General features: G+C 70.6%; 24 protein-coding genes and 3 pseudogenes. 15 read left to right on the top strand and 12 right to left on the bottom strand.

Features of this window, described 5'->3' with window-relative positions; genetic code table 11:
* The first annotated feature begins 4 nt into the window (after positions 1-4).
* From ACIRL2_RS47235 to ACIRL2_RS47245, 3 genes and pseudogenes are all read left to right on the top strand, one after another.
* Entirely contained in the window at positions 5-229 is a 225-nt protein-coding gene (locus ACIRL2_RS47235) for a hypothetical protein (protein WP_402241375.1), read from the top strand.
* A 313-nt stretch (positions 230-542) separates the two neighbouring features.
* Positions 543-1,126: pseudogene (locus ACIRL2_RS47240) on the top strand (site-specific integrase); the annotation flags it as partial.
* 213 nt (positions 1,127-1,339) lie between these two features.
* A complete protein-coding gene (locus ACIRL2_RS47245; RefSeq protein ID WP_402241305.1) occupies positions 1,340-1,930 on the top strand; it encodes a hypothetical protein in 591 nt (196 codons plus the stop codon).
* Positions 1,931-2,114: 184 nt separating this feature from the next.
* Here the strand turns inward: ACIRL2_RS47245 and ACIRL2_RS47250 are convergent.
* The 3 genes and pseudogenes from ACIRL2_RS47250 to ACIRL2_RS47260 all read right to left on the bottom strand — a co-directional run.
* Positions 2,115-2,297, bottom strand: a pseudogene (locus tag ACIRL2_RS47250) (Tn3 family transposase); the annotation flags it as partial.
* 43 nt (positions 2,298-2,340) lie between these two features.
* Complete coding sequence (locus tag ACIRL2_RS47255; RefSeq protein WP_402241307.1) at positions 2,341-3,147, bottom strand: hypothetical protein; 807 nt, start codon at positions 3,145-3,147, stop codon at positions 2,341-2,343.
* Between the two features lie 296 nt (positions 3,148-3,443).
* Positions 3,444-3,623 (bottom strand): hypothetical protein, encoded by a 180-nt coding sequence (locus tag ACIRL2_RS47260; protein WP_402241309.1) that lies wholly within the window; start codon positions 3,621-3,623, stop codon positions 3,444-3,446.
* A 290-nt stretch (positions 3,624-3,913) separates the two neighbouring features.
* On the opposite strand from ACIRL2_RS47260, the gene ACIRL2_RS47265 reads away from it, so the two are divergent.
* The 5 genes from ACIRL2_RS47265 (at position 3,914) to ACIRL2_RS47285 (ending at position 6,994) form a co-directional block, all read left to right on the top strand.
* The gene (locus ACIRL2_RS47265) at positions 3,914-4,324 is read left to right on the top strand and encodes a VOC family protein (protein WP_395861761.1); all 411 of its coding nucleotides are present in this window, start codon (positions 3,914-3,916) and stop codon (positions 4,322-4,324) included.
* A gap of 307 nt (positions 4,325-4,631) precedes the next feature.
* Complete coding sequence (locus tag ACIRL2_RS47270; protein ID WP_402241312.1) at positions 4,632-5,153, top strand: helix-turn-helix transcriptional regulator; 522 nt, start codon at positions 4,632-4,634, stop codon at positions 5,151-5,153.
* Complete coding sequence (locus ACIRL2_RS47275) at positions 5,153-5,818, top strand: glyoxalase (protein WP_402241314.1); 666 nt, start codon at positions 5,153-5,155, stop codon at positions 5,816-5,818. Before ACIRL2_RS47270 ends, ACIRL2_RS47275 begins: the two co-directional genes overlap by 1 nt.
* A 267-nt stretch (positions 5,819-6,085) precedes the next feature.
* Positions 6,086-6,328 (top strand): hypothetical protein, encoded by a 243-nt coding sequence (locus ACIRL2_RS47280; protein ID WP_402241315.1) that lies wholly within the window; start codon positions 6,086-6,088, stop codon positions 6,326-6,328.
* 168 nt (positions 6,329-6,496) lie between these two features.
* Entirely contained in the window at positions 6,497-6,994 is a 498-nt protein-coding gene (locus tag ACIRL2_RS47285; protein WP_395861772.1) for a hypothetical protein, read from the top strand.
* A gap of 417 nt (positions 6,995-7,411) precedes the next feature.
* On the opposite strand, the gene ACIRL2_RS47290 is transcribed toward ACIRL2_RS47285, so the two are convergent.
* Positions 7,412-7,732, bottom strand: a complete 321-nt coding sequence (locus tag ACIRL2_RS47290) for a hypothetical protein (RefSeq protein ID WP_402241318.1) — start codon at positions 7,730-7,732, stop codon at positions 7,412-7,414.
* Between the two features lie 473 nt (positions 7,733-8,205).
* Here ACIRL2_RS47290 and ACIRL2_RS47295 point away from each other — a divergent pair, with 473 nt between their 5' ends.
* A complete protein-coding gene (locus ACIRL2_RS47295) occupies positions 8,206-8,367 on the top strand; it encodes a hypothetical protein (RefSeq protein ID WP_402241321.1) in 162 nt (53 codons plus the stop codon).
* Positions 8,368-8,382: 15 nt separating this feature from the next.
* On the opposite strand, the gene ACIRL2_RS47300 is transcribed toward ACIRL2_RS47295, so the two are convergent.
* The 6 genes from ACIRL2_RS47300 to ACIRL2_RS47325 all read right to left on the bottom strand — a co-directional run bounded on the left by ACIRL2_RS47300 (position 8,383) and on the right by ACIRL2_RS47325 (position 18,720).
* Complete coding sequence (locus ACIRL2_RS47300; RefSeq protein WP_402241323.1) at positions 8,383-10,443, bottom strand: S9 family peptidase; 2,061 nt, start codon at positions 10,441-10,443, stop codon at positions 8,383-8,385.
* 5 nt (positions 10,444-10,448) lie between these two features.
* The gene (locus ACIRL2_RS47305; RefSeq protein ID WP_395861777.1) at positions 10,449-12,233 is read right to left on the bottom strand and encodes an N-acetylglutaminylglutamine amidotransferase; all 1,785 of its coding nucleotides are present in this window, start codon (positions 12,231-12,233) and stop codon (positions 10,449-10,451) included.
* Entirely contained in the window at positions 12,221-13,378 is a 1,158-nt protein-coding gene (locus tag ACIRL2_RS47310) for a glutamate--cysteine ligase (protein WP_402241326.1), read from the bottom strand. Before ACIRL2_RS47310 ends, ACIRL2_RS47305 begins: the two co-directional genes overlap by 13 nt.
* 941 nt (positions 13,379-14,319) lie before the next feature.
* Positions 14,320-15,012 carry a response regulator gene (locus tag ACIRL2_RS47315; RefSeq protein ID WP_402241328.1) on the bottom strand — a complete coding sequence of 231 codons (693 nt, stop codon included), beginning with the start codon at positions 15,010-15,012 and terminating at the stop codon, positions 14,320-14,322.
* 53 nt (positions 15,013-15,065) lie between these two features.
* Positions 15,066-16,310 carry a sensor histidine kinase gene (locus tag ACIRL2_RS47320; RefSeq protein ID WP_402241330.1) on the bottom strand — a complete coding sequence of 415 codons (1,245 nt, stop codon included), beginning with the start codon at positions 16,308-16,310 and terminating at the stop codon, positions 15,066-15,068.
* A 178-nt stretch (positions 16,311-16,488) separates the two neighbouring features.
* A complete protein-coding gene (locus tag ACIRL2_RS47325) occupies positions 16,489-18,720 on the bottom strand; it encodes an MMPL family transporter (protein ID WP_402241332.1) in 2,232 nt (743 codons plus the stop codon).
* Positions 18,721-20,453: 1,733 nt separating this feature from the next.
* Here ACIRL2_RS47325 and ACIRL2_RS47330 point away from each other — a divergent pair.
* Entirely contained in the window at positions 20,454-20,804 is a 351-nt protein-coding gene (locus tag ACIRL2_RS47330) for a DUF1876 domain-containing protein (protein WP_402241335.1), read from the top strand.
* A gap of 73 nt (positions 20,805-20,877) precedes the next feature.
* On the opposite strand, the gene ACIRL2_RS47335 is transcribed toward ACIRL2_RS47330, so the two are convergent.
* Positions 20,878-22,323: a phosphotransferase family protein gene (locus ACIRL2_RS47335; RefSeq protein WP_402241338.1), complete on the bottom strand. Its 1,446-nt coding sequence runs from the start codon at positions 22,321-22,323 to the stop codon at positions 20,878-20,880.
* A gap of 276 nt (positions 22,324-22,599) precedes the next feature.
* Positions 22,600-22,974, bottom strand: a complete 375-nt coding sequence (locus tag ACIRL2_RS47340) for a hypothetical protein (RefSeq protein WP_402241341.1) — start codon at positions 22,972-22,974, stop codon at positions 22,600-22,602.
* Between the two features lie 19 nt (positions 22,975-22,993).
* Between ACIRL2_RS47340 and ACIRL2_RS47345 the strand changes: the two genes are divergently transcribed.
* From ACIRL2_RS47345 to ACIRL2_RS47365, 5 genes and pseudogenes are all read left to right on the top strand, one after another.
* A complete protein-coding gene (locus ACIRL2_RS47345; RefSeq protein ID WP_402241344.1) occupies positions 22,994-23,980 on the top strand; it encodes a serine hydrolase domain-containing protein in 987 nt (328 codons plus the stop codon).
* Between the two features lie 336 nt (positions 23,981-24,316).
* The gene (locus ACIRL2_RS47350) at positions 24,317-24,769 is read left to right on the top strand and encodes a hypothetical protein (RefSeq protein ID WP_402241346.1); all 453 of its coding nucleotides are present in this window, start codon (positions 24,317-24,319) and stop codon (positions 24,767-24,769) included.
* 1,130 nt (positions 24,770-25,899) lie between these two features.
* Positions 25,900-26,172 (top strand): hypothetical protein, encoded by a 273-nt coding sequence (locus ACIRL2_RS47355; RefSeq protein ID WP_402241349.1) that lies wholly within the window; start codon positions 25,900-25,902, stop codon positions 26,170-26,172.
* A 100-nt stretch (positions 26,173-26,272) separates the two neighbouring features.
* The gene (locus ACIRL2_RS47360) at positions 26,273-26,659 is read left to right on the top strand and encodes a hypothetical protein (RefSeq protein ID WP_402241352.1); all 387 of its coding nucleotides are present in this window, start codon (positions 26,273-26,275) and stop codon (positions 26,657-26,659) included.
* 98 nt (positions 26,660-26,757) lie between these two features.
* Positions 26,758-26,971, top strand: a pseudogene (locus ACIRL2_RS47365) (NAD(P)H-dependent glycerol-3-phosphate dehydrogenase); the annotation flags it as partial.
* Positions 26,972-26,985: the final 14 nt, after the last annotated feature.

Consider the following 26,985-nt stretch of genomic DNA (forward strand, 5'->3'; position numbering starts at 1 on the left):
ACGTGTGCAATCGGACCAGGTGCGCGATCCCGGCGGGTACGCGTTCATGGTCGATGCGTACGCGGTGACGGGCCTTCCGTCCCGGCGGCCGGCCGAACCACCGCCGCCGTTGACGCTTTCCCTCGACGCCGGCGCGTCGATCACCGGACGGGACGTCGCGGACGCCGACCGGAAGTTCGCCGGCGTTCGGGACGTTCGGGAGTACGCCCACTGCGGCTGTGCCGTATAGCGGTCCTCGGCACGGGTGGTCGACCGACGTCCCGCCGCGCGGCCCGCGCCGAGGATTCGGCGGGCCGCGGGGTCGCGGGGTCGCGGTCAGGCCCGGTGGCCGTCGTGTGCGGCCCGGGGGGGGCGAGTTCGCGAAGTCGGGCGGCGGTGTATTGCAACCGTCGGGCCTCGATCACCAGTTGCTCGGCCGCAGGGGATCCGTCGGCGAACCAGCCCGTGGCCTCCATGGTCATGCCGAGGGCCACGCCGGTGAGGTAGGCGGCGACGTGTGGCAGGTGGTCGTCGATCCGGCCGTCTTCGAGCGCGGCGGCGGCGAGGTCCATCTGCGGGAGAAGACGCTGTGGCGGATGCTCTACGAAACCGCCGGCGGAGGAGATCCTCGGTGCGGACATCGAGGACTTGGACCTCGCCGCTCGCCGCTGCCCCGTCAAGGCCAAGGGCGCCCGAAGCAAGGCTCGCCGCCGGGGCCAGGCACGCGAGGATTGTGTGCTGGAGACCGTCTCCTGGGACGCCGGCACCGCCCGGCTTCTGCCCCGGCCGCTGCGCGGCCGCACCCACGGCCCGGTATTCGTGACCCACCGCCGCCCCGGCCCGGGGAAGGTCGTCAACCCGCGCGACGTGTGCCCGGACACCGGCCTGGCTCGCCCCTCCTACGGCCAGGCTCGCGCCCTGCTGGACGAGCACACCGGCAGCGCGCGGTCCTGGAACGGGCTGGGACCTGCACGAGTACCGCCATTCCGCCCTGACCCATCTCGGTGAGCAGGGCGCCTCCCTGCTGATGCTGATGGCGAAGTCCCGGCACAAGAAGCCGAAAAACGTCCGCCGCTACTTCAAGCCGTCCCCCGAGGCGATCGCGGAACCGACGAGCCTGCACGCGCCCGGTGACGCGCGCCGCTGACCCTGCCGGTGCTCGGCCTCGTCGAGCAGCGCCATCAGCTCCGCGGACCAGCAGCCGTCTGTGAATGCGCGGCCGGAGTTCGCCGTGCCGCGACTATGCGGGACATGCGCGCGTGGTCGACGACGTCCGTGGTCGCGGCCGGTGTGAGCAAGCCGTCCGGCATCCATAACGCGCAGGACTGGGCCGGCTCCCGTCGCCGCGATACCCACCACGATGCCCGCGGTGGAGGATGAACTCATGGACAAGCCGAGCACACCCCTGGCCCCAGCCGCGATAGGCGAGCGGTTGAACGCATGGGCAGACGAACCGCATCGGATCGTCGCCTTGCTTCCGGACGGCCCGCGAACGCACGGCGAGGCGTGCTGGGATGCACTGCAACCCAGCGGCCTGCTCCAGTGCACGCCGTCCAAGTACCCCTACGACGTCCGCCCGCGAAACCCGGCCGCGATGAACGCCGCACTGGGCCGCAAGGTCCCCGTCGAAGACGCCGCCCTGTGGATCCAGGCGACGTTGATCAACAAGCCGCCGAAGGACGACGGGGACGCCAGGGCGGCGAGAGCAGGCGCGCTGGCGCACGACTTGGCGGAATTGCTGGGCCCTGACGCCGACTGGCGATCCAACGGCGGCTATGGCCTGCGTCATGATCCACGCGGAAGGCCTGTCCCCGAGGACGAGTCGCTGACCTTGTCCGGCGGGCACTGGGCCGGATGGTGCGTGCCGGTCACCACCGCCGACACCGACGCGGCGATCGTCGGCCGGGGAGCAGGCCATTGCCTGGTCATCGTCACGTGCGAATTCGGATGAGTAGATCGGGGCCAGAAGCAGAGCGCCCGATCGGCCGGGTCGAGGGCCTCCGTGGTCGCCTGCTCCGCGTTCTCTCATCTCCCTCTCCCCGCTCTCGCCGACGCCCTGTTCACCGTGCGGTCTGTGCTGGTCAACGAGCCAGGCCCGGGGAAGGCCCGGTGCGGCTTTCCCCGGCCGGCCGCGGTCACTCGTCGTCGGTGGCGTGCTTGTCGTGCAGGGACCGCAGGCCGCCGGGCAGGTCGGGGAGTTGGAAGGAATACCGCCCGAGCACGTTGATGTGGTGGCGCACGAACGGCGAGAGCCGGGCGACGTCTTCGTCACGGACCTCGAAGTCGTCGGCGCGGAGCCGGGTGAGGGCGGCGTCCACCGAGTTCCCCACCCCAAGGCGAAGGCGTGGGCGGCTCGTCGGGTCACGCCCAGGCGGGTTCGTATTCGTGCAGTCCGTCGAACTGCACGTGGTAGACGCCCTCGGTGATGAGCCGGGAGGACCTGCCGACGAGGCGGGCGACCACGGGCGACCACCGGGTGTCGTCCCTCCGGAGGACGTTCTCCAGCACCCGGATGTCGGTGAACTCCATCCCTGAGAGGTCTTCGCCCGAGACGTCCACGGTCCGCTCGAACGCCCGACGAACGTGATTGGCCGCCATTCCCTCTGCCTGCTGCGCGGAATCGCGCAGACGGGTCATGTGGCGGTGCAGCCGGGCCAGAACGCGCAGGACGCCCAGGGGATGGTCCTCGGTGGTGCTCCGCCGCTTGGCCACGTGGTCGAACAGCATCGCCGCCCAGTCGAGTTCGGCGAACGCCGGCTCGTCCGCTCTGTCTCGGAGGTCATCCCCCGCGATGCCGTTCCGCAGGATGCGAACGGGACGTCCGGCGTCGAGGACGATCCGGCTCGCGCGGCCGATCTTGCGGTCCCAGGCATCCTCGATCGCGTCGAGGGCACGGGCGTACTTCGCGGGGTAGCCGAGGAGCCGCAACGCCTGGCCGCGGTGGTCGAAGGCTTCGGCGGTCGCCCGGGACGGCGCGGGATCCAGGATGCGCGAAGGGCGGTCCGTGGGGTGCAGGGCGAACAGGGTGTCGAGGGGGTTGGTGTGGGCGCGGGCGTAGGCGAAGTATTCGGTGACGGCCCGGGGTGCGGCGTACCGACTTCGATCAGCAGTCCGGTGCTCAGATCCACCAGCCTGCTGCCGTCGGGCAACGTGCGCGCCTGCCGGCATGACTCGCGCTGTCGTTCCGGACGCAGGGCCAGTCGGCCGCGCAGGGCCCGGTCGGCGAGGGCGACCGCGGCGCCCAGAACGGCGAGGGTCGCGGTGACGGGTTCCACGGGGCGGTGCCTCCCCGAGACGATCGCGCGATCCGGGACCGTCCCGGCACGCGCCGCCTCGCTCCGCAGGTGCCGCGAACGCCCGGATCATCGAACTGCTCACCACCCTGACAGGCCAGGACCCGAACTCGCGCTGTCCGGGTCCCGGGTCGCTCGCCGCGATACTGATCCGGCGACGCGCCCCGGGGACTATCTCCTGAACGCGGCGGGGAGGTCGTAGCGGGCGACGAGGTACCCGCCGTGTTCGTCGTCGTGGCCGACCGCGCCGGCCGCGACCAGGCGCCGTGCGGCGTCGAGGACCTGGTCGACGTCGGTCGGTGCGGTGTCCTCGCCGGGCAGCGGGATCGGCCGCTGCTCCAGGCACAGCAACCCCGGAGCCGAAAAAGCACTTCCTATGAGAACAGACTCCGCTGGCGAAGTCGTTTTCGTGGTCGAGGGAGCCGTCCAGGCGATGGCGGTCGGGATGCCGGCGGTGCGGCGCGCGTCGATCAGATCCCGTCGGGGCTCGAAGGGACCGCTTGCTGCCGACGGCTGACGGGGCATCGGGTGCACCGTCGCGGGAAGCGAGTGGGCTGCGCGTGACATGAGCGTCCAGGTGTGTCCTGATCGATCAGGGATCGAGAAGCGCGGTCCACGGAGCCGGCTCTAGCCTGCTCGCCATGGACATCACCATTCACACGACTTCTCTTCCGCACGACGACCCGGACGCGTCGCTCGCCTTCTACCGCGACGTCCTCGGCTTCGAGGTTCGCAGCGATGTGGGGCAGGGCAGGATGCGTTGGATCACGGTCGGCCCGGTCGGTCAGCCGGGTACGTCGATCCTTCTGGCGCCGCCTGCCGCCGATCCCGGTGTCACCGAGGACGAGCGCCGCACGATCACCGAGATGATGGCCAAGGGCACCTACGGCTGGATTCTGCTGGCCACCCCGGACCTCAACGCCACGTTCGAGAAGGTGCAGGCCGGTGATACCGAGGTCGTCCAGGAGCCGACCGAGCAGCCGTACGGCGTCCGCGACTGCGCGTTCCGCGACCCCGCGGGCAACCTGGTCCGCATCCAGGAACTGCGCTGAGCTGTGGGGGTATTGCTGTGGCCGTGTGGCCGACATCGCGACCACCCATAAGGAACGCGGCGGCGCACCGGAGCGGATGTGCCTGCCCTGCCGGTCGCCCGTCGGGGCCACGTGCGGGTCTCGTTGAATCGGTCATGAGCCCGGACTGCGTCGCGCCGCCGTTGGGCAGTCGTCCGACCGGCGGCCGGTAGGGTCCGGCGGGCCGGTCCACACCACCGAGCGTTCGGGGTGCCCCCCTCGGCGGGCACCCCGAACGCTCGAAGACGTCGATGGCAACGGGAAATGAAAGAACGAGGGGGAGGGTCTGATGTGTAAGCCTGAATGGCGGCGTGCGCGCGTCGAAGCGCAGCGCCTGGCCGATCTCGCGCGGTTGCGCCGCGTCCGCGATCGGATCGACAGGGAGTACGCGCAGCCGTTGAACGTGGAGGCGCTCGCCCGTGATGTGAACATGTCCGCCGGGCATCTGAGTCGGCAGTTCCGGGCCGCGTACGGTGAGTCGCCGTATTCGTATCTGATGACGCGTCGGATCGAGCGGGCGGCGGCGTTGCTGCGGCGGGGTGACGTCAGTGTGACCGAGGTCTGTTTCGCGGTGGGCTGTGCGTCGCTGGGGACGTTCACCACTCGTTTCACCGAGTTGGTGGGTATGCCGCCCGGGGCTTTTCGGCGTCGGGCGGCGGATGCGGCGGCCGACCCTGCCGATGCCGGGGGTGCGGTCGGTGACGGGGGGTCGGCGTTCGTGGTGGAGGGGATGCCGGCGTGTGTGGCGAAGCAGGTGGCGAGACCGGTCAGGAATCGAGAAGCCCCGGCCACCGCGCGGCCCCTAGCGTGATGGTCATGGCAATCACCGCTTCCCCCGCAGCCGACACGTCCCTGGCGTCCGTCACCCTCGAGGTGGCCGATCTCGAGGCCGCTCGCCGCTTCTACAGTGCGTTCGATGTGGACTCGTACATTCGCCTGCGGGCGTCCGATGCGTACTCCACCGGGTTCCGCGGTTTCACCCTGGCGCTCACGGTGTCCGGGCCGTCCACCGTCGACGCGTTCGTCGGCGCGGCCGTGGACGCCGGCGCCGCGGTGCTGAAGCCCGCCGCGAAGTCGTTGTGGGGCTACAGCGGCGTCGTCGAGGCCCCGGACGGGACGATCTGGAAGATCGCGACCTCGGCGAGGAAGGACACCGGCCCCGCCACCCGCGAGGTCGACGACGTCGTCCTGCTGATCGGCGTCGAGAACGTCAAGGCCACCAGGCGGGACTACGTCGGCCGGGGCATGACCGTGGCCAAGAGCTTCGGCGGCAAGTACGTCCAGTTCACCCCCGGCGGGGCCGGTCCCCTCACGCTGGCGCTGTACAAGCGCCGTGCCCTCGCCAAGGACCTCGGTGTCCCCGCCGATGGCACCGGCTCGCACCGCATCGTCCTCGGCAGCACCGCCGACGCCTTCACCGATGCGGACGACTTCGCCTGGGAGGCCGCCGCGTCGCCCGCCCCCGCACCGTCCTGACCCCCGGCCCCCACCCGCACGCCGACGGCGCATCGAGAAGGCCATCGCCACCCTGCGGGGCTGAAACCCGAGAAGCGAGCTTGCGCCGGACTTGGCCGCCGTCATCAGGCCGGTCAACGGCACTTTCGTCGCCGGCGACACCGCTTGGTGGGACGGGGCGCCGTCTGCGCGTCGGATTCGAAGAGGTTCGGGTCCTGGTCCTCGGACCTCATGATCGACCGAGTACCACGCCCGCTACGGAGGCAACGGCGTGATGATCTGCTTCGCGTGCGATTATCCGGCCGGCCCCGGCCCGCGCCGCCAATCCACGGCGGGCTCCAGGTCGTCGAGAGCCGGAACAACGCGAACGCTGTGCTCCACCACGGCTGGGACGGCGCCCTGACCGGACGGGGCAAGGAGCACGCCGAGACGTCGTTGCCGCCCCTGGATCCGCTCCGGTGCGCGCTCGCGCGCGTCGACATCCTGCCGGTGCAGCAGGTCGCGGCCGAACCGGCCGGGCGAAAAAGCTGAGCGACGAGGAGCGCGGCGCGACCCCGCCGCGCTGTCCCGGTCCAACGTCAACCCGTACGGAACCTTCCGCCTCGACACGGACGAGCGCCTCGCCCCGGGGCGGACCGCCGCCGTGCCCCGACCCCGAACCCCGGCAGACACCGACGTCCGATCGCGTACGGAGACACGATGCAGCACTTCCAGCACCTCACCGACCCCCGGATGAACGAGGCCGCGTGGCGGGCACTCGACCTGATGCGCGCCTACGCAGCCCGCGACCGCGCCGCGATCATCGAGCACCTCGCGAACCTGGAGCCGGACCAACTGGAGTACGCCGCGGGCGTGCTCATCACGATGTACAACGACACCCGCCAGGTCTTGAACGACACCGAGCGCCCGTGCAACCCGGCGACCGTGCGGCGGGAGGTCGAGGCGGTGGCTTGCCTCGCACCGGCCGAGCACGAGTTCGCCGTCGCCGTCACCGCCCTGCGCCTGGCCAACGGCGAAGTGAAGATGCAGGAGGTCGCGAACACGACGGAGATCCGCGACCGCATCCACACCGTGGCCGTCTACAGCCTCGCCCTCCAACTCGCTGTGTTCAGCCGCAAGGGAGTCCAGCGTTCGCTCGACGAGGCCGCGCGAATGAACGAGGCGATCGGCGGTCCACGGCCGTACAGCGTCGCGTAACGCGCTCGCTGCCACGCAGCGAGGCGGAGCGCACGAGAGCGCCACCGGGCATGGAAAAAGCGGGATGGCCCGCCTTCAACAACCGGTGTTACAGGACCCCTCGTGTCCGGTGGCGCCTCGGGACCCGGACTCGTCCGCTCGCGGCACTGTAAGCCGCCGCGCGCCGGGTGCTCGCCGCCGATGTGAGCTTCTCCCGGGCGAAGCAGGGCAATGGGTGGTTGTCGTACTGCAACGGCCCTCGATGCCCGGACTTTCCGGCTACGGAGTCGGTGGAGGAACTGTTCGCCTGTGACGGCGTCCGCGCTCGGCGGGATGCGTCCTGATGCTCCGGCCGGCGTGCGGCCGGAGCGGGTCCGGAGCGGTTCCGATCAGGCGTAGTCGGTGATCCACCCGCTGCAGGTCACACGGGTGCTGCCCTTACGGGGGTGTGCGGACGCTCGCGGGAATCGCGCTGCCCGGCGCGAGCCCGGATACGGCCGGGCCGACCCCGGTGGCCCACCGCAGACCCGCACCCGCGGCCATGCCTTTGTCCGTGGCCGTCGAGGAGGTCCGTTCCGGTGACGCCTGGGCGGTGGACGCGGGCGGTGGGGGCGGCCACGCGCCGGTGTTCCCCGGGTCGGCCGCCACGTCCGGACGGTGCGGGTCGCCTCTTTCGGCGCGGCGCCTGCCTTGATCGGCGTGGGTGGGGTTGCTGAGCGGGTCGGCCAGAAGCACGAGGTCGCTGACCGGTAGTGTCATCGCCGCCTCGCGCAGGGCGTCTTCAAGAAGGTCACCGCCGACGACCCGTGGGGTTACGGACGCTTCCTTGAGTGGGCGACATTTTGCCCACCCCGCCACACAAGTCACGGACATGCTTCGGACCGGTTCCGAAGTTCCGCCTTCGACCGGCACCACCCGGGATCACCATCCTGGACCACGAGACTCAACGCGGAACCGAGTGCGTCCTCGACGTCAACACCGACACGATGGGAAGTAGCGGAACCCACGAGCTCCGGCGTCGGGAAGCCGATATCGCATCCCACCCGCTGGGGCTCGCCTCGGCGACAGTGGGCAGGACGAGTGGCCACATGAGGCTGAGCGCCCCGTCGGGATGGCTTCTCCGGCACCGCCGGCTAGAGGCGGATCCCGGTGCGATTCGGGAGCGGTGCGTGGCGCCGTTTTGACGGATGCATGCGCCCGTTGGGTCCGCGCCGAGTCCGGGCCGGGAGGTCATGGGTTCCGACGGCTACGACGGCTACGACGGCTACGACGGCTACGACGGCTACGACGGCTACGAGAGCGTCGTCGATTCGCGCTCAGTGCCGCAGTCTCCTGAAGTCATTGGTTCAGTGATCAGGATTGTCCACGCCGGTTCGCGACCTTTCCTCACGTGACGTTCCGGGTGGCGTTCAGGCCGTCAGGTGGCGCGACATCCAGTGTTCGATGGCGTTGCCCGCGCGCAAGCGGCTGTCCGTGTGCAGGAACTCGTGGCCCTCGTCGGGGAGGAGCAGGATCCGTGCAGGGATGCCGCGTTCGCGCGCCGCACGCACGATCCGACGGGATTCGTCCGCCGGGACGTTGGTGTCGTGTTCGCCGTGAACGGCGAGAAAGGGCACGCGCAGGGCGTCGAGGCGGTTCATCGGGGACAGTTCCCGCAGGAGCTCTCGGTCGTGTCGCGGGTGACCGTACTTGACGGCGGCCGAGCGAGCGAGCCACGGCTCGGTGCCTGCGAAGAAGGTCGTCAGATCCGACATGCCGCAGATCGCGATGCCGGTGCGAAACAGTTCCGGATACCAGGTCAGGGCGGCGAAGGTGAGGTATCCGCCGTACGAGTGACCCATCACCGCAAGCCGGTTGGGGTCCGCCCATCCGGCCAGGACGATGTGTGCCGCGCAGTCGGCGACATCGTCGAAGGCGCGGAATCGTCCGCGGCCGAGGTCGGCGTCGACGAAGCGGCGGCCCGCTCCGGCGGAACCTCGCACGTTCGGCGTGAACACGTCGATGCCGCGGGCGAGCAGGCGATGATGCAGGGGGTCGAAGACGGGCCGCGCCTCCTCTTCGGGACCGCCGTGGAGCGACACCACGCACGGCGCGGCGCCGGCCTCGTCGCGGTCCGGGGAGCGGTAGTACCAGCCGGTGGAGGAGAGACCGTCCCGGGAGCGCACCCGCACCGGTTGGGGCACGACCGGCGCCGTGCCGTGCCCCGTGACGTCGGCACCGCGCGAGGACCACGGAGTGCGGGTGGGGCCGACCGCCTCGGCGCGAAGCCGCCACACGCCGGGGCGGCGCCGCGATCCGGAGAGCGCGATCCACCAACCGTCGGTGCCGGCCGGTGCCAGTCGGGTGATCACTTCGTGCGGCAGGGGCAGGGTGCGAAGGCGCGTGACGGCCCCCGATCGTCGCAGCGTGACGATCTCGGCTTCGCTGCGGCCACCCTCGTTCCAGGACAGTGCAGCCGTCCGGCCGTCGTTGGAGACCGACAGCAACTCCAGGTCGGCGTCCTCGCGTGCGGCGGCGACGTGCGTACGGGCGAGCGAACCGGTGGCGGTGAGTTCGACGCGGAGCAAAGCCGCGAACTCCCGGTCGGCGTCGCTGCGCAGCCACAGGGTGCGGCCGTCGGGGGCGAACCGGCCGATCCACGGGTCTCCGTCCGCCGCACGCAGGACGCACACCGATTCGGCGCGGGACGTGGACACGATCGCCGCTTCGCGCCGCCCGCGCGGCCCGCGGCGCAGCAGGGCCAGGCGTCCATCGGGCGACACGTCGCATACGCGCAGGGTCGCCGCGTTCTGCTCGGCGGTGATCAGGGTGGGCGAGCGGACGCCGTCGGGGTCCACGAGGTAGGCGGTCGACAGGCTTTCACCCGCTCGTTCTCCTGCCCCCCGCTCGGCGGCGGGAGCCCGGATCAGCCGACCGGGCGCCGGTCGTGCGCCGGTGCGGCGGGCACCGGGGGACGTGGCCGGTGACGAGGCGGCCGAGGCCGCCCGGGTGTCGGCGGTGGCGGATTCGGTGGTGACCGCTACCGCCTTTCCGTCGCGTGTCCAACATCCCAGGTAGGCGGAGCCGCCGGCGGGCGCGTCGGCGAGCACCCGGCGACCCGACCCGTCCGGGCGTACGCACAGCACGCGCGTGCGTCCACCTCCGCCGGTGGTCGCGGTGTACGCGATCCACCGTCCGTCCGGCGACCACGACACTTCGTTCACCGGGTCAAAGCCGGTGTCGAGCAGGTGCGGCTCGTCGGTGTCGGCGGCCGCGGTCCACACCTGGGGCACCCCGGCCCGATCGCACACGAACGCCACGTGTTCGCCGGTCTGGTCACCTGACGGGCCGCCGCAGGCGTGCGCCCGCGTCCACCGGTGAGCGGTGTCGCGTGCCCCGACCGCGTCGGGCAACGCCATGGCGACGGGCGCGTGCCCGGCAAGCCGGTCGCCGCCCCGCTCGCCTGGGCGGGGCCGGTGCGGGTCGGGCATCGTGTTCACTCGATTCCGTGGGTCTGGAGCCACATCTCCAACAGGGCCACCTGCCACAGCGTGTTCGCTCCGCGACGGGCACGATGGGTGTCGGGCGCGGTCAGCAGCTCGGCTACGAATTCGGGACGGAAGATGCCGCGTTCGACGGCCTGGGGCGAGGACAGCGCGTCGCGTACCCGCGCGAGCACGGGGCCCGCCATGTGGGTGATGGCGGGAAGTGGGAAGTAGCCCTTGGGCCGGTCGACGACCTCGACCGGGAGAACGCGGCGCCCGGCGTCCTTGAGGATGCCCTTGCCGCCTTGGGCAAGCTTGAGTTCGGGCGGACAGGCTGCGGCGAGCTCCACGAATTCGTGGTCGAGGAAGGGGACGCGTGCTTCCAGGCCCCAGTCGGCGGTCATGTTGTCGACGCGCTTGACCGGGTCGTCGACCATCATGACGTGCGTGTCCAGGCGCAGGGCCGCGTCGAGTGCGGTCTCCGCGCCCGGTGTGGCCATGTGGGTGGTGACGAGTTCGGTGGAGACGTCGTGGTTGGCCATCATGTGCGGTTGCACCATGTGGGACAGGTCGGCGTGTGATCGGTCGAAGTAGACGTCGGCGTACGTCTGCGGTTCGTGGTCACGCGGTACGGCGGCGAGGTCGGGGTACCAGCGGTAGCCCGCGAGGATCTCGTCGGCACCCTGCCCGCTCTGCACCACCTTGACATATTTGGCGACCTGTTCGGAGAGCAGGTGGAACGCGACGACGTCGTGGCTGACCATCGGTTCGCTCATGGCGGCGATGGCACCGTCCAGGGCGGCGGACAAGCGGTCGGACGGGACGAGCAGTTGGTGGTGATCGGTGTCGAAGTGCTGGGCGACGAGGTCGGAGTAGTGGAATTCGTCGCCGTTTTGACCTCCCTCGGATTCGAAGCCGACGCTGAAGGTGGCCAGGTTTTCCTGGCCGGCTTCGGCGAGGAGCGCGACGATCAGGCTGGAGTCCAGGCCGCCGGACAACAGGACGCCGACCTGCACGTCGGCCACGGTGCGTCGTCGTACGGCCGTTCGCAGCGAGTCCAGGAGAACGTCGCGCCAGTCGGCGGCGCTCATGCCGGCGTGCTCGGCGCGGCGGGTGTAGTCCGGTTGCCAGTAGCGGTGGTCGCGATACTCGCCGTCGGGCTCGACGACGCGGATCGTGGCGGGGGCGAGCTTGCGCACACCCGTCAGGATGGTGTGCGGCGTTGCCACGGTGGCGTGCAGGCTCAGGTATTGGTGTAGGGCGACGGGATCGATCGAGGTGTCGACGCCGCCGGCGGCGAGCAGTGCGGGCAGGGACGAGGCGAATCGCAAGCGACCGGGCTCCTGGGCCAGGTAGAGCGGTTTGATGCCCAGGCGGTCGCGGGCCAGCACGAGGCGACCGCTCGCGTGCTCGGCGATCGCGAACGCGAACATGCCGTACAGATGCTCGACACAATCGGTGCCCCATTCGCGATACGCCTTGAGGACCACCTCGGTGTCGGAGGTGGAGAAGAAGCGGTGGCCCAAACCGCGCAACCGGTCCCGCAGTTCGCGGTAGTTGTAGATACAGCCGTTGAACACGCCGGTCAGGCCCGTCTCCGGGTCGGTCATCGGTTGCGCGCCGCGTTCGGACAGATCGATCACCCGGAGGCGGCGGTGGCCGAGTGCGATCGCGGCCTGGCACCACATGCCGCGGCCGTCGGGGCCGCGTGGTGCCAGGCGGTCGGTCATGCGCTGGACGCCGGCGAGGTCGGGTCTGGTGCCGTCGAATCGTATCTCGCCGCTCAGGCCGCACATTGCTTGTCTCCTCGGTTCGTGGTCGCTCGGGTTCCGGGTCGCGGGTGTGTGGTCGGAGGGCGGTCACCGCGGGTGAGGGCGATCAAATCGCCGACGGCGTCGGCCCAACGCTCGCGGGGCGCGTAGCGACGCAGCCGATGGGCCTCACTGCCGCAGGCGAGTTGTTCGTGGGCCAGAAGGTGCACGGTCGTCCAGTCGCTCAGGGCTTCCAGACGGGGCCGCAGTCGGGTCAGCATGCTGTGTACGACATCGGAGGCGGCCGCCGGTTCGTGGGTGAGCGGATCGATCAGCGCACCTTCGAGTCCGGAGCGGGCCGCGCGCCAGGTTGCCGCACGCAGCCATTCGGTGCGGGCGGTCGGCCAGTCGGTGCGGTCCTCGCGAACCGCCTCGCACGCGTCGACGACGAGGGCGCGAAACAGGCCCGCGACCAGGACGACGGTCTCCACGCGTGGGCAGGAGTCGGTGATGCGCAGTTCCAGGGTGCGCTGCCGAGCGGATGGCCGGACGTCGTAATAGACCATGCCGGGATCGCTGATGACCCCGGACCGGACGAGATCCGCGATGGCTTCGTCGTATGCGGCGGCCGACGCGAAGTGGCCGATGGGTCCCGCCGTGGGCCAGCGCTGCCACAACAGCGTGCGCCAACTGGCGTATCCGGTGTCGGCGCCGAGCCAGAACGGCGAACTGGCCGTGAGCGCGAGCAGCACCGGAAGCCACGGTGACACGAGCGCCGCCGCGCGCACGGCCGTGTCCCGGTCGGGCACGTCGACATGGACCTGGGCCCCGCAGATGAGTTGCTCGTCGGCGACGAGCCGATAGTCCCGGGCCATGTCGGTGTACCGGCGCTCGTCGGTGGCCTGGATGTCCTCGACGCGGGCCTGCGGCACTGTGCCGGCGGCCACGACGGCCAGACCGAGGGCGTCGGCCGCGTCGGCGAGGGTGCGACGGGTTTCGCTGAGGTCGCGGTGCAGCGCGTCCAGCGTCGGATGGACGGCGCTGTTCGTCTCGATGACGGACCGCCGGAACTCCTGGGTGTAGGTGTCGCTCGACAACTTCCCCAGTAGGGCGGGCGCCTCCGGCACCAGGCTTCGATTGTCGGCTCCGACGATATGGAATTCTTCCTCGACTCCCAACGAAACACGCACCAGAAGCTCCTTGCCATCAATAACCGGCACGATTCACCGCGGTCGTGTCCGCATAAACCCCGCGGGTCCGCGCGCGCCGGGCTCGCGTTGCGCGATTCGTGGTGGGCGCCTGCTGCCCGCATCCGACGGAAACAAGCCTCCCGCTCGCACGCCAGTCGTGTGACCTGCACCGCAGCGCCGGGCGGGCCGCAGGGCGAGGTGCTCCTCGGCTCGGTGACGAAGCGCGTGGGCCTCACCCGAATGGGGGATGGCCGATCGGAGGGTGCCGGGCCGTGCGACGCAAGGTGCTTCGTTCACGGGCTGCGACGCGCATAGGGCGCGAGGTGGAAGCACCGTGGGTCATTCGTGGGTGAGATTTGGTTGGGCCACCGGTGGTTTGCAGTTCGGGGGATTCAGGTGCAGGCCGTGCCCTGCTCCAACCGAGTTCATCAGCGCCTGTGACTGGGTGGTTGGGTGCGTTCGACCGGATGCCGAGAGTGTCACGTCGGGCAGGTGTCGATGAGCGCCGGACCGGACCCCCGGCGAATCCGAACCCGTCATCCGCCAGGGTCGTCGCTGCGCTGGGTCCAGCCCAGGATTCCCAGCAGTGCCCGCACGGCTCGATCACGGGTGCGTTCAGGTCGTAGCCCAACCCTCGCAGGTGGGGTGGGTCAGGGTGACGACGGCGCGGCCGAGGTAGCCGACCAGCGTCATGCCGGTCCAGAACCCGGCGTCCACGGCCCCGTATTCGGCCTCTGCCCGGGCAAGACGGCGCGCGGGCGACACGTTGGGTCGCCGTGCGCGTGAGTGACCGGCGCCTGGATCCGGGTGGCGCGGGGGCTGCCGCCTGGCCCGGTCGCCGCGGGGACGGCCGGGGGCAGGGGTGGTGTGGGCAGTCGGTGCGGCGGCAGGGGGCGGTGGGGCCGCCATGGATGGCCTCCATGGCGGGGCTCGATCTCCGCTCAAGGCGTTCTGGAGGCGTCCGGCCTGGTCCAGCCGGGCCTGATGAGTCCGGACTCGTACGCGGCGACGACCAGTTGGGGTCGGTCCCGGGCGCCGAGCTTGGCCAGAATCCGGCTCACGTGGGTCTTCACGGTGAGCGGGCTGACCACCAGACTCTCGGCGATCTCCTGGTTGGACAGACCACCCGCGACGAGGCCCAGAACCTCGCGCTCGCGGTCGGTGAGGGCGGCCAGATCGCTCTGATGGGCCGCGTGGTCGGGGCGGCTGAGCAACTGGTTGATCACGAAGGCGGTGGCAGAGGAGGAGAGCAGTGCCTCGCCCTGCGCCACCGTCCGGATGGCGACGAGGAGTTCGGCCGGTCTGGTGTCCTTGGCGAGAAAACCGTTCGCGCCGGCCCGGAGGGCCTCCAGAACGTTCTCCGTGGTCTCGAAGGTGGTGAGCACCAGCACCCGGACGCCCGCCAGATCCTCGTCGGCGGCGATCAGGCGGGTGGCCTGGATGCCGTCCATCTCGGGCATGCGCAGATCCATCAGGACGACGTCCGCCCTGTTGGCACGGGCGAGTTCGACGGCCTCTCGCCCGTTGGACGCCTCACCGACCACGGTCATGCCGTCCGCGGTGTCGACCAGCAACGCAAGCGCGCCGCGGACCAGTACCTGGTCGTCGGCGAGTACCACTCGTATGGTGTCCATGCCGTGCCTCTCCTCGGTTGTTGGGCGCCCGGCCGATGGCGGGCGTCGGTGCGTCATTCGGCGGCGGGCGATCCGACCTGCGGCATGGCCGCCGCCGGTCGGTACCGCTCGTGGTCGGGCAGGGGCAAAACGGCCACCACCTCGAATCCGCCATCGGGTCGGTCGGCCGCGGTGAGCCGCCCCCCGACGCTGTGCGCCCGCTCGGTCATGCCCAACAGGCCGAAGCCCGCGCCCGCGTCCGCCCGCCGGCGGACGCGGCCCACCCCGTCGTCCCGGACGCTCACGTCGACCTGCCCGTGGCCGTACTCGATCCGGACCAGCACTCTACGGGCCCTGGCGTGCTTGACGACGTTGGTCAGCGCCTCCTGGATGATCCGAAAGGCCGTCACGTCGTGTCCGGCCGGCAGCGGCGGGGCCGATCCCACGATGTCCACGTCGATCCGGGCGCCGGTGGCCGTTACCATGTCGGCCAGCTCCCCGAGCCGGGCCAGCCCCGGCAACGGCCCGTGGGAGGCCGGGCCGTGCCCGCGCAGTACGGCGAGCGTGGCCCGCAGGTCGGCGACGCCGGAGCGGGAGATCTCGGTGATGGTGTCCATGGTGCTGCGCAGCAGTGTGCGTGTCCGCGCGTCCAACTCGGCGTCTTGGCCCAGCAGATGGGCGGCTACGGAGGCCTGCACGTTGATCGCGGCAATGCTGTGGGCAAGCACGTCGTGCAAGTCGCGCGCGATCCGTATGCGCTCCTCGCCGAGCAGCCGCTCGGCCTCCTCGGCCCGGTGGACCTCCTCGCGGGCGTGTCGTTCGGCCACTTCCGCCCGGTAGGCCTGCTGGTAGCGGACGGCTTCGCCCAGCGCGAGCGCCAGCACCACCATCATCGCCGCGTCGAGTACGTCCGAGAAGTGCATCTGGGGTTCGGTGCCGACCAGCATGACCTGCACCAGGACGGCGACCACGGCACCGACCTTCACCGAGCGGCGCCGCTCACCCACCGCGGCCACGGTGTAGAGCGCGATCAGTATCGCGACCACCGGTGGTTCGTCCGCGTAGCCGCGCAGTTGGAAGACCGCCACGCAGGCGAGATTGACCACCAGGACGGGCAACGGGAACCGCCGGCGGACCGCCAGTGCCCCGGTCATCAGCCCGACCACGACGAGCGCGAGCACGTCGGGCCCGCGGGTTGCGCCGGCCGCGCCATCGGACAGTGCGAGGGCGGTGGCCGCGTAGGCGAGCAGTACCGCGGCCACGGCGATGTCGCGCAGCCGGAAGGCTGTGCGCAGCAGACCGGTCCAGTCGGTGGTCATCGTCTCTTCCGTCCGTCGGCGGGTCAGGTTGCTCGGCGCACGCGGGTGGTGTGGTGCTCTCGGTGGTGCGGATGGTGCGGTGGTGGGGCCTTCGGGACAGGGGCCGGCACGTTCGGGCGATCGAAGGCGATCGAGGGCGGCACCGGAGTACGCCCTCGACCGCCTTTTCGATTCCGGATCAGTTCCGGAGCTGCCGTTCCCGGCCGATCGGGGCGGACGCCTGCCCGTCGGTGTCCGCGGGGTCCGTACGCCGACCGAGGGCGCTCGGCCACCACAGGCTCGAGCCGAGCCGGAGGCCGACGGCCGGGACCAGGATCGAACGGACCAGCAGAGTGTCCACCAGGACGCCGAAGGCGACCAGGAAGCCCAGTTCGACCATGGGCACCAACGGCAGGGTGGCAAGCACGGCGAAGGTCGCGGCGAGCACCACGCCCGCCGAGGTGATCACACCTCCGGTCGAGGAGAGGCTGCCCAGGATGCCCCGGCGGGTGCCGTGCAGGAGGGACTCCTCGCGGGCGCGGTGCATCAGGAAGATGTTGTAGTCGACGCCGAGGGCGACCAGGAAGAGGAATCCCAACAGGGGAAGGCCGGGGTCGATGCCCTTGAAGCCGAAGACGTGCTCGAACACCAGCGTGGAGGCGCCGATCGCGGCGGCGAAGGAGACCACGACGGTGAGGATCAGTACCACAGGCGCCACGACGGCTCGTAGCAGCGCGCCGAGGATCAGGGTGATGACCACCAGCACCAGCGGAATGACGATCTTCTCGTCGCGGGCCGATGTCGTCGCGGTGTCCAGGTTCTGCGCGCTCGGACCACCGACGGCCGCCGCCGGGTCGACCCTGTCGACCGCCGCGCGCAGAGCCTTGATGGTCCGCCGCTCGGCCGGGCTGTCGGGAGCGTCCTGGGGGAAGACGGTGATCTCGGCATGCTCGGCGCCGGAACGCCCGGGAACGACCTGGCTGACGCCCTTGACGCCCTGGGCCGCCTCGAGCACGGCGTCCTTCTTGACGGTCGGTGCGATGACGGTGATCGGCCGGCCGCCGATGTCCGGGAAATGCCGGGTGACCAGGGTGAAACCGCTGACGGAGTCGGGCGTCTTGACGAACTGGTCCTGGCTGCGCAGGGGGCCGGGTCCGCCGAGCAGGCCGAGCGCGAGCGCGCCGAGGACGACGACCGAGCCGACGGCGGCGAGGTCCTTGTGGCGGGCGATCCATGCGCCCAACCTGTCCCAGCGGGCCTGCCCGGCAACGGCGCCGGTGACGCCGGCGGCCAGTACCTTGGGCACTCTCGGCCAGAACACCCAGCGCCCGAGCACCAGCAGCAGGGCGGGGAACAGGGTCAACATGGCGGTCAGTGCGCAGGCGATGCCGACGGCGCCGACCGGACCCAGGCCGCTGGTGCTGTTGAGGTCGGCGGCAAGCAGGCACAGCAGGCCGGCCGCGACGGTGCCCGCGGAGGCGATGATGGCAGGGCCGGCGCTGCGCAGCGCGACCAGCATGGCCCGGCCGGTGTCGGCCTCGGCTTGGAGGACTTCCCGGTAGCGGGCGACGATGAGCAGGGCGTAGTCGGTGCCGACGCCGAAGACCAGGATCACCAGGACGGCCGCGCTCTGTTCGTTGACGACCACGCCGAAGTTCTTGGCGAGCAGATGGACGGCGGCCATCGAGATCAGCGTGGCGCAGCCGACGGCGAGTAGCGGGAGCAGCCACAGCACCGGGCTCCGGTAGATGAGGATGAGCAGGACGGTCACCACGATCACGGTGGTGATCATCAGCTTTTCGTCGATGCCGTCGAAGACCGCGTCGACGTCGCCCTCGATGGCGCCCGGGCCGGTGACCTTGGTCTCCAGGCCGGCCGGCCGGTCCTCCAGAAGCTTGCGCAGCGCGGGCAGGTACTCGGGAGGCTGCCCGGACGCCGTGCCCACCGAGTGGGCGAACAGCAGGGCCTTGCCGTCCCCGGAGCCCTGGACCCGACCGGACGAACCGTCACCCTCACCGGTGGTCTTGTCGCCGTCGGCGCCGAGGGTCTGCGCGCCGTTCCCACCGGCCGGGGTGCCCGGAGCACTGTCGGTGGGTGGGCCGGGGTACTTCCGATCGAGGACGGCAAGGTGACGCTCGGCCGTGGCGCGGTCCTCGGCGGTGATCCCCGCAGCCCGGTGGTAGACCACGACGAAGTCGTTGACCCCGCCGCCGGGGAGCTTGTCCTCCAGCGCGGCGACCGTGGTGGACTCGGCCCCGGAAGGCAGATAGTCGACGACCTTGTCGGACTTGACCTTGTCCAGGCCGGTCGCGAACTGTGCCAGTACGGCGACCGCGGCCACCCACAGGCCTATGACCGCCCACGGGATCACTCGGCCGATCGCCCGGCCACCGCCCACACGGCTCGCAGGCTGTTTCTTCCCTCGCGCCATGAAAACCCAACTCTCCTGTGCGACAACCTGCTTGATGATCGAAACGCCCGGACTCGCGGTTCGGGCGGGGCCGCGCTGCCGGGCCGGGCACCAGATTCCCGGAATCGGGGTCGGTGGATCGTCGGCCCCGGGATGGCACCTGGCCGTACTCCCCGGGAACTACGACGAGGCGCGTGGTACAGCCGGGTCAGTACGGCCGATCGGTAGCGGTGCGAGCGGGGAGCCGTGGGAATGGGGTGACTTTATGTCTTTCGTCGAGCGCGAGAGGACGCGTTGAAGCCCGCGGTGATAGCGGGTGGGCCGGTGCCGGTTGCTGCTGATCCCGCCGGAGTCGCGTGGTGCGGGTTCGGGTGGTGCGAGGCGGTCCGGACCGGACCGGCGAAGCCGATGCGTGGGAGGTGCTCGCTCCGTATGTGGCAACGGGGCGGTGGACGGCCGTTGTTGCCGCGGTCGAGTTGCTGGAGGGCTGGGGTCGCATTGACGAGGCCCTCGCCCTGCTCCGCCCCCGGCAGATCATCTCGGTCAACGGCCGAGACCAGCTCGCCGACCTGGTTGGCCCGGTGTCGGTTTCGGCGAGGGCGGCGGTCTCCGCGGGGTGGAGTCGTTCGAGGACGCCGATGACGGCGTCGCGCGGGGTGTGTGGGTTCACCGCGAGTCGGGCCAGGGCTGCGACCCGGCCGCCCTGGTCCCAGCCGAGTTCGGGCCCGGGTCCTCGACCGGGTCCGCTGTATCGGTCGTCCCAGGCTCGGACGACGATGGTGGGTTGGGGAAGGCGGGCGAGCCGCTCGCACAGCGCGGTCAACTCGCGGGGTTTGTCGCCGACCACGGCGAGGTCCTGCGCGAGCCGCTCGACGCCGTGGTCGGACAGGTTTCGCGCACTCGCCGCCGCTTCCTCGTCGGCGCCCACCCGCGCGCCGATGGGGCGACCCGCCGTCGCACCCCTACCGCCGATCGACGTGGTCGTGTCCCTCGGCGGGGCCGCCGCCAGGCTCGCCGGGTGGCCCCGGCGTAGGGTCGCTCGGATCGAGGGGCGCCGGATCGGCTGCGCACCGGCCGCGGGGCGCTGGTCCGTGGTGGGGTCGGGTCGTCGATGTCGGCCCAGACGGTCTTGCCGGCTCGGTGTGCCCGGACGCCCCAGCCGGTGGTGACCGTGTCGAGGATGTGCAGGCCGAAGCCGCCCTCGTGGTCGGGGCCGGTGTCGCGGCGCGTCGGCATGCGGTGACGGTGTCGGTGACGGACGGCCGTACGCCGCGTCGGGTCCGGCGCAGGGCCAGTCGTACCTCTCCGTCGGTGTGCCAGGTGCGCGTTGGTCAGCAGTTCCGAGACGACCAGGACGACCGCCGCGACACGGTCCTCGTCCCAGCCCCAGCCGGCGAGCGTGCTCGGCCCCGCGTTTCGTGCCCGCTGCGAGGCACCGGTCTGCCGTGGCACGCGCCACCGCACACAGGGTCCACGAGGGCGAAGCGTGATCTACCTCTTCGGTGGACGGGAGGGTCGCGGGTGCCCTTCGGCGCGATATCGGTGCCGGATCCCGGGATTCCGACGGCCGAAAGCGTGCCACCGGGCGGACGGGCAGACGGTGATCCTCGACTCCGGCTGTGGCCTGCCCGCTTGTGCGCCCGCAGACCTGCCCCACCATCCGGATTCCCATCCCGACTGTCCGAGTGGATCGGCGGCTCGGCGTACCACCGAGCGGTGGCAGCCCACGCCGGCGCGGTGGACTCTCGAGTCATATGCCGATCTGGACGGAGGCGGACGTCATGGCCACCACCAGGCACTGGACCGTGGACATTTACCTGAGCGAGAAGGCCGTCGACGACCCCGACGGTGGTGGAACGGCAATGACGCATGCGGAGGCGCGGCTGCGCACCAACGACACCACCGGACCGGGGGGCCGTGGCGCCGCCCGCAAACACCCCGCCGACCCGGATGTCCCGGAGATCGGCGACGAACTCGCCGCGGCACGGGCCCTGTCGGACCTCGCCCATCAACTGCTCCACGCGGCTGCCGAGGACATCGAGGCGGTCACCGGAAAGTCCACGGCGGGGCAGCCGGCGGCGAGTTGGGTCGACCCCGCGCGGTGAACCGGATCCCCCGAGGGGCCCGCCGCGCCGCGCCCACGGCGGGGAGAAGTTCCACCGGCAGGTAGGTAGGTGTTCACACTTCGCGTGAGCGCCGCACGACTGATGACTTCTCGCTGTCCCGCTTCATCTCGGTCACATGAGGCGGCATCGACGCGGGGCCTTGGACGGGCGTTTGACGACGCTGCTGCCGAGTCTGCACGGCGGGCTGCATCCCGGTGACAGCGATGAAGGCGGCGTTGGGTGGAATCGCGCGTTCCAAGCGGTGCTGGACCCAGCGCCCCACGTCCGCGGTTTCGCCGGCGTAGGTGAGAACCGCACCGATCAGAGGCTTCAGTATGCTGGTACTTCGGGCGATGACCTGGTCGAGCGACGCTCGATGGTGGACGGCGGTACCCCGCACGGCGTGGTCGGCATTCGGAAGCACCACCGACGCCTGGGAAGCCCCGTACGCCGCCGTGGCGATGGGCAAGTCTCGGTCGACATCGGCGGATACGGATTTCCCGACTTCGGCCTTCCAAGCGTCCGACAGACTCCGCATCTCGCTCGGCGTGCAGCCGAATTTCACTGCCGCAAGAGCCAGATCCTGGATTGGATCACCCTCGCTCAAGCCCTGGAAGTCCAGCAGTTTGATGCCCGTCGGGCGAACACCCGCGGAGTCGAACTGCACAAGCACATTGCCGTAATGGAGGTCATTGTGCAGAATCCCCGGTCTGCGCCTCGTGAACGCCCGCGCGTCGTCACGCAGTTGACTGAACAAGGAGGTGGTCATCCCGAACTCGGCGAGCCGCGGATCGTTCGAGGGGTACCGTACCGCCCGGACATGGGCAGCCCGATCGAGCACCGAGACCACCGAGTCCACGCGACCATGTCGACGTACCTCCGCCGGTACGCGAAGCGTGGACAAGTCCGCGAGGGCGCGCGGCAAGTTGTTCAATATCGTGGCACGCGCCAAGGCGTCGACTCGCATTCCGTCGTTGCTTGCGGCATGTGAACCGGAGATATATGACGTGACGATCAGACGTTCGTCCTCGTGGTGGAGCAGCCGAGCCGTCAGCCCTGGGTACTGAGCGTTCACCAGGCGCAGCGCGTTCGGGGTGGAGAGAATCTCGAAGGGTGCGAGCACCGGTCCACGGGGCTCGTGGTACTCGGCGCGGACCTGTGCGACAACCGGACCGATCGAGGTCATCCCGACAATGCCGGCGCTTTGGGCGCCGCGCCCGAGACGCAAGCCGTCCAGGAAAATTCCTCGCCGACTCACGCGTCGGTACGCAGCGTCCTTGACGCTCGACGGCAGCGTCGAGCGGTCCAGTAGTTGCGTGAAGAACGTCGACGCGTCCGCTCCCCGGTCGAGTCCCGGCGACCAGCGCGTCCGCGCCTGATCGATCTGCCGGTGTATCGACTCGATGTCGGCCTCCGACAACGCACTGTGCCATTCAACGGTCGTTGTGCCGGTGTGCGCACCCGACCGCTCTCCCGCGCTGCCGCCCCGACCGGTCCCGGCCGTCTGATCACCTGCCATCGTGGCCACCGAACCCATGCGCGGGTGCGACGTGGGCGGGCAGGCCTCGGAGGCACAATGGCACCCGCCGGCGCGGTGCGCGCGGTGTGCGCGGTGCGCGCGGTGTGCGCGACGACAGCATGGTGGGCCGAGGGCAGAGCGGAAACCGGGTAACCCGGGCTCTCACATTGGCTGGATCGACGGGCTGCACGGCGTGAGATGCTCCGATCTGGACTCCGCGGTCGCCCGCCCGGACCGGCGTGTCGGCGGCCCATTCGCACGAACCAGCAGAGCAGATTAGCGGGGGAGCCCCAACAACGCCACCAGGTCCGGGCCCTCCGCATTCGGCTTCACCTCGGGATCGGCCACCGCGGTCTCGACGATCTTGTTCAGCGCACACGGCACCAACGAACTGCCCGCCGTGGTGCGGAAGACCGGCGCGATTCGATTCTCGCGCGCCGTCACGGTGACGGACCGCCTGATCCGCGCGTCCCGGTCGCCGATGATCTCCTGACGCAGCACCGTGGTGTGGGCGCCGGGCGCGAACCGCCCGTCCTCGGGCGCGGCGCCGGTGTCCGGGATGGACATGTACGCCGCGTACCGCGCGCACGTGGAGCGTGCCGGGTCGCCGGGATCCGCGAGCACCGCTCCTCCATCGGCGTCACTGGCCACCGGTTCGAGTTTCGGGAGCGTGTCCCGCGCGGGGTCCGCGGTCGCCGTGGCCGGTGGATCGCCGACGCGTGCCCAGGCCTGCGGGACCGCCGCGGGGGAGCGGCACACGGCAACCGCGGGCGTCGTCGCCCCCGAATGCGGCGACGCCCCACCCACCGAACACACCGTCTACGACGCCGCGTCGCTCACCAAGGTCGTCGCCACCTGGCCGCTGATCGGCCGCTCCCTCGACACCGGACTCCTCGACCTCGACACCCCGGTACGCGCCTACCTGCCCCCGATCACCGGCGACGCCCCCGGCGCCGGCGCCACCATCCGCCGACTCCTGACCCACACCAGCGGACTGCGCGCGGAAACCCACCTCGACCGCTACCGCGGCAACCCCGCCCCACTCGCCGAACTCCTGTGCCGCGAACCCCTGGAAGAACCCCCGGGCCGCCACCGCTACCTCAACCGGGGCTTCATCCTCCTCGGCCCGGCCCTCGCCCACATTCATCGGCGACCCCTGCACGAACTCGCCGCCGAACTGTGGACCGACCTCGGCATGACCGACACCACCTACGGACCCGTCACCCGGAGCCCACACGTCGCACCCACCGAACAGCGCCTCACCGGGGCACCCCGGATCTGGGGCGGCGTCCACGACGACAACGCCGCTCTCCTCGGCGGCATCGCCGGCCACGCCGGCGTCTTCACCACAGCGGCCGACCTCGCCGGCTACGCCGAACACCTCCTCGACCCCGAACACCCACTCCACGCCTGGCTCACCGCCTCCAGCACCCCCCAGGCACCGGTCGAACCCGGCCTCGACCGAGGACTCGCGTGGCTCATCGCGGACGACGGCGACGTCGTCTACCACCACGGGTGGACCGGCACGAGCCTGTACCTCGCCCCCACCACCGGCCGCTACATCGCCATCTGCACCAACGCCGTCTACCACGGCCCGCCCAGCCCCCGCCTCGCCCCACTGCGCACCCTCGCCCGCAAGACCCTCACCACCACCTGACCCCTTCACCACCTCGGAGGCTCACCATGGGTGACCTTCTCGCCGACCACACCACTCTGCGCCTCGGCGGCCCCGCCGACCGTCTCCGCATCCACACCGACCCCACCGCCTGGCCCGACCTCGCCGCCGAACTCCCCGACCACCTCTGGGTCCTGGGCGGCGGCAGCAACGTCCTGGCGCCCGACACCGGCCACCGGGGCACCGTCGTGGTCATGGCCACCCGGCACGCAGAGCTACATCTGCGGCGACCTCGCCGCGTCCCGGCGCGACGGCCACGAGAGCCTCGCGCATTCTCGGGAAATCGGCGACGAGTGGGGGCAGCTCCAGGCGATGGGGATGCTCGGCAGACTCGCGGAGGTCGCGGGTGACTACTCCGAGGCAAGCCGGTGGCATCGCGAAGGGCTGCGGATCGCCGAAAACCTCGGCCTTTGGACCGACGCGTCGACCCGATGGTCCGAACTCGGCAGAATTGCCCTGCTGACGCAGAACTACGCACTGGCCGAGCAGCATCACGAACGTGGCCGACTGCTCGCCCTCGAACAGGGCGACAAACCGGCCCAGGAATTCGCCGAAGTGGGGCCGGCGCTGGGAGCTCGGCGGCAGGGGCGACTCGACGACGCGGAAAAGTATTTGCGGACCCGGTTGGAATGGAACCACCGATTCGACGCCGACAACGGCACAGCCCTGCTTTCCGGCCGAACTCGGCTTCGTCGCCGAACTGCGCGGGCACGCCGAGAAGGCCATGAAGTTGCACAGCGAAGGTCTGGAAGCAGCCGGCCGCACGGGTGATCCGCGAGCCGTGGCCCTGGCCTTGGAGGGGCTCGCGGGCGCGTCGGCACTCGCCGGCAGACACGGGCACGCAGCGCGGCTCCTTGGGGCGGCCACCGAAACCCGGGCTTCGGTGAGGGCACCATTGCCACCCGGAGAGCGCGGCGACATCGACAGGATCTCGGCCGCCACCCGGGCGGCCCTGGGGGGACACCCAGTTCGCCGCGGCGTTCACTCAAGGCGCCAACCAAATCCGAAACGAACACGACTTGTATCCGATTGTGGACAATCCGTGGGATTCATCGTCCGGGCAGTCCTGATCCGGTGGATCGTCTGTGGTGACGTGAGGACAACCGACCGATACGGAGCGGGAATTCGTCGGACCGTACCTGCCGATCGGTGCGTACCGTCCGTATCCCGCCCGGCTGCGGCTGCGGCTGCGGCTGCGGCTGCGGCAGCGGTTCGGGGTGAGGTGGCGGCGCCGCGCCTCCCGCTCGGCGTGGGCCACGACGTAGGAGCGGATCGGGAGCCTCCACCTCGCGGTTACGGACCGCCAACACCAACTCCAACAACCCGGCGCTGGTCCACCCGCGCAGGAAAACCCAACACCACCCACATCGGCCTGAACACCACCCACCGTGATCCGGCTGCGGACAGGCGCGGCGCGCATCGGGAACCGCACGCACTCGGGCCGGGTGCGCTCGCACGCGTCGTCGGTCGGTGCGCACCAACCCGCAGACCTTCGCACGGGCAGCCCGAGCATGCCCGGGTCGATCGCGGGCAGTCGTCCGCCGGGAGCCGCATCCGGCGGCGCCGTTTGCACGACTGACGAGTGAGGTCACGCCATGCCGCCCCTCCACTTGGCCGCCGACGACCCCACTCCCTTCTGGCCGGTGGGAGCGATCATCCTCACCGTCATCACGGTCATCAGCTTGTCGATCGGGATCTGGCGAATTCGCAGGATGAAACAGGGAAAGCGGTACTAACCGCCATGCCTGGACCGACCCGTGAGGTGGCCAAGGCCCTGCTCTTCGAGGCTGTCGCCGTCAACACCCCCGCCCTTCCCGCCCACCGGGCGGGCACCGCACCGCGACCCTCCCCGGCGCCCGGCACCCGGCGCCAGGGCGGGCACGCGGGCCTACGGGATCCACGTGGACTTCGTGAGCGGCTCCTCCGGCCACCTGGCTGTCGACGGAGTCCGGTCGCTGGACGAGGAGATCGGCCGTTCCGTACACGACTTGTCGCCCGAGGGCCATTGGCTCCATCGCTTCTGGGACCGGGGGCTCGAACCCGGGATGTGGCCGGCCTGCGAACTCGCGTACGCGGCCTTCATGGGCGGCGTCACCATCTATGAGGCCGCCCAGGTGACGGGACCGCCGAACCGCTGGGTCGAAATCCCTTTGGAAAGTCCCCTATTGGAGTAGCGATCGTGAAGTGGTGGTTGCCGAGGATGTCTCAAGTGCCCGAAGTCCGTGTCACAGGTGTCGGGGGAGCGGCCGGTGGTTTCGGCCAGGGGTGTCCGTCGTGCGCGGCGTCCACGGGGCGTCCCGCTTGTGGATAGTCGTGGTATTCGTCCTGGATCAGTCCTTCGTTGACCCACCGGCCGCGAACGGCACCGGTGAGGTTCTCGGCGGTCCTCAGCGCGTCGAGAGGCTCGTCGGATGTGGCGAGCACGAGCCCGAAGTGCTCTTCGCCGTCCTCGCCGTGGAACGACGGGAACTCCGCCGGATCACAAAAGCTCTCGTGGCCGACGTCCTCACACGCGTGAAGGATGATCTCGTATCGACACCGGACGGGCCGGATCTCGACGTAGTGGATGCCCAAACGGTCGGCGGCTCGAACCGGACCGAGGAACTGCTCGACGGGCCGGCCGCGGCGCAAAGCACCGCAGGCGAAGGATCTGCCAGGTAGCGCATGGCGGAGAGGGTAGAAGGCGTGGCGGACAGATGGGCCAGGCCGTTCGCCGGCTGAAGCGCTCATCCGCCAAATCACGATGACAACCGGCTTGCGCGCCGGCGGTGCACATTGCCTCCGGCATGGCCCCCGGCCACGACGCCACCGCGATGCTCATCACCCGCGGACTCGCCGAGATCACCCGCCTCGCCGTCGATATGGGCGCCCACTCCCGCCGGACTCGCCGGCCTGGGCGACCTGGTCGCCACCTGTTCCTCGCCCCTGTCGCGTAACCGGACCTTCGGCCACCACCTCGCCGACTGGTGTACGTGGGATCCGGCGGA

It is taken from the genome of Embleya sp. NPDC127516 (genome assembly GCF_044765325.1).
GTDB lineage: Bacteria > Actinomycetota > Actinomycetes > Streptomycetales > Streptomycetaceae > Embleya.

Excerpts from the sequence above, each read along its gene's own strand:
- ACIRL2_RS47245 (WP_402241305.1), top strand. The coding sequence starts at position 1,340 with ATGCCCGCGGTGGAGGATGAACTCATGGACAAGCCGAGCACACCCCTG.
- ACIRL2_RS47255 (WP_402241307.1), bottom strand. The coding sequence starts at position 3,147 with ATGCCGGCAGGCGCGCACGTTGCCCGACGGCAGCAGGCTGGTGGATCT.
- ACIRL2_RS47265 (WP_395861761.1), top strand. The coding sequence starts at position 3,914 with ATGGACATCACCATTCACACGACTTCTCTTCCGCACGACGACCCGGAC.
- ACIRL2_RS47270 (WP_402241312.1), top strand. The coding sequence starts at position 4,632 with ATGTGTAAGCCTGAATGGCGGCGTGCGCGCGTCGAAGCGCAGCGCCTG.
- ACIRL2_RS47275 (WP_402241314.1), top strand. The coding sequence starts at position 5,153 with ATGGTCATGGCAATCACCGCTTCCCCCGCAGCCGACACGTCCCTGGCG.
- ACIRL2_RS47285 (WP_395861772.1), top strand. The coding sequence starts at position 6,497 with ATGCAGCACTTCCAGCACCTCACCGACCCCCGGATGAACGAGGCCGCG.
- ACIRL2_RS47290 (WP_402241318.1), bottom strand. The coding sequence starts at position 7,732 with ATGACACTACCGGTCAGCGACCTCGTGCTTCTGGCCGACCCGCTCAGC.
- ACIRL2_RS47295 (WP_402241321.1), top strand. The coding sequence starts at position 8,206 with ATGGGTTCCGACGGCTACGACGGCTACGACGGCTACGACGGCTACGAC.
- ACIRL2_RS47300 (WP_402241323.1), bottom strand. The coding sequence starts at position 10,443 with ATGCCCGACCCGCACCGGCCCCGCCCAGGCGAGCGGGGCGGCGACCGG.
- ACIRL2_RS47305 (WP_395861777.1), bottom strand. The coding sequence starts at position 12,233 with ATGTGCGGCCTGAGCGGCGAGATACGATTCGACGGCACCAGACCCGAC.
- ACIRL2_RS47315 (WP_402241328.1), bottom strand. The coding sequence starts at position 15,012 with ATGGACACCATACGAGTGGTACTCGCCGACGACCAGGTACTGGTCCGC.
- ACIRL2_RS47320 (WP_402241330.1), bottom strand. The coding sequence starts at position 16,310 with ATGACCACCGACTGGACCGGTCTGCTGCGCACAGCCTTCCGGCTGCGC.
- ACIRL2_RS47325 (WP_402241332.1), bottom strand. The coding sequence starts at position 18,720 with ATGGCGCGAGGGAAGAAACAGCCTGCGAGCCGTGTGGGCGGTGGCCGG.
- ACIRL2_RS47330 (WP_402241335.1), top strand. The coding sequence starts at position 20,454 with ATGCCGATCTGGACGGAGGCGGACGTCATGGCCACCACCAGGCACTGG.
- ACIRL2_RS47335 (WP_402241338.1), bottom strand. The coding sequence starts at position 22,323 with ATGGCAGGTGATCAGACGGCCGGGACCGGTCGGGGCGGCAGCGCGGGA.
- ACIRL2_RS47350 (WP_402241346.1), top strand. The coding sequence starts at position 24,317 with ATGCTCGGCAGACTCGCGGAGGTCGCGGGTGACTACTCCGAGGCAAGC.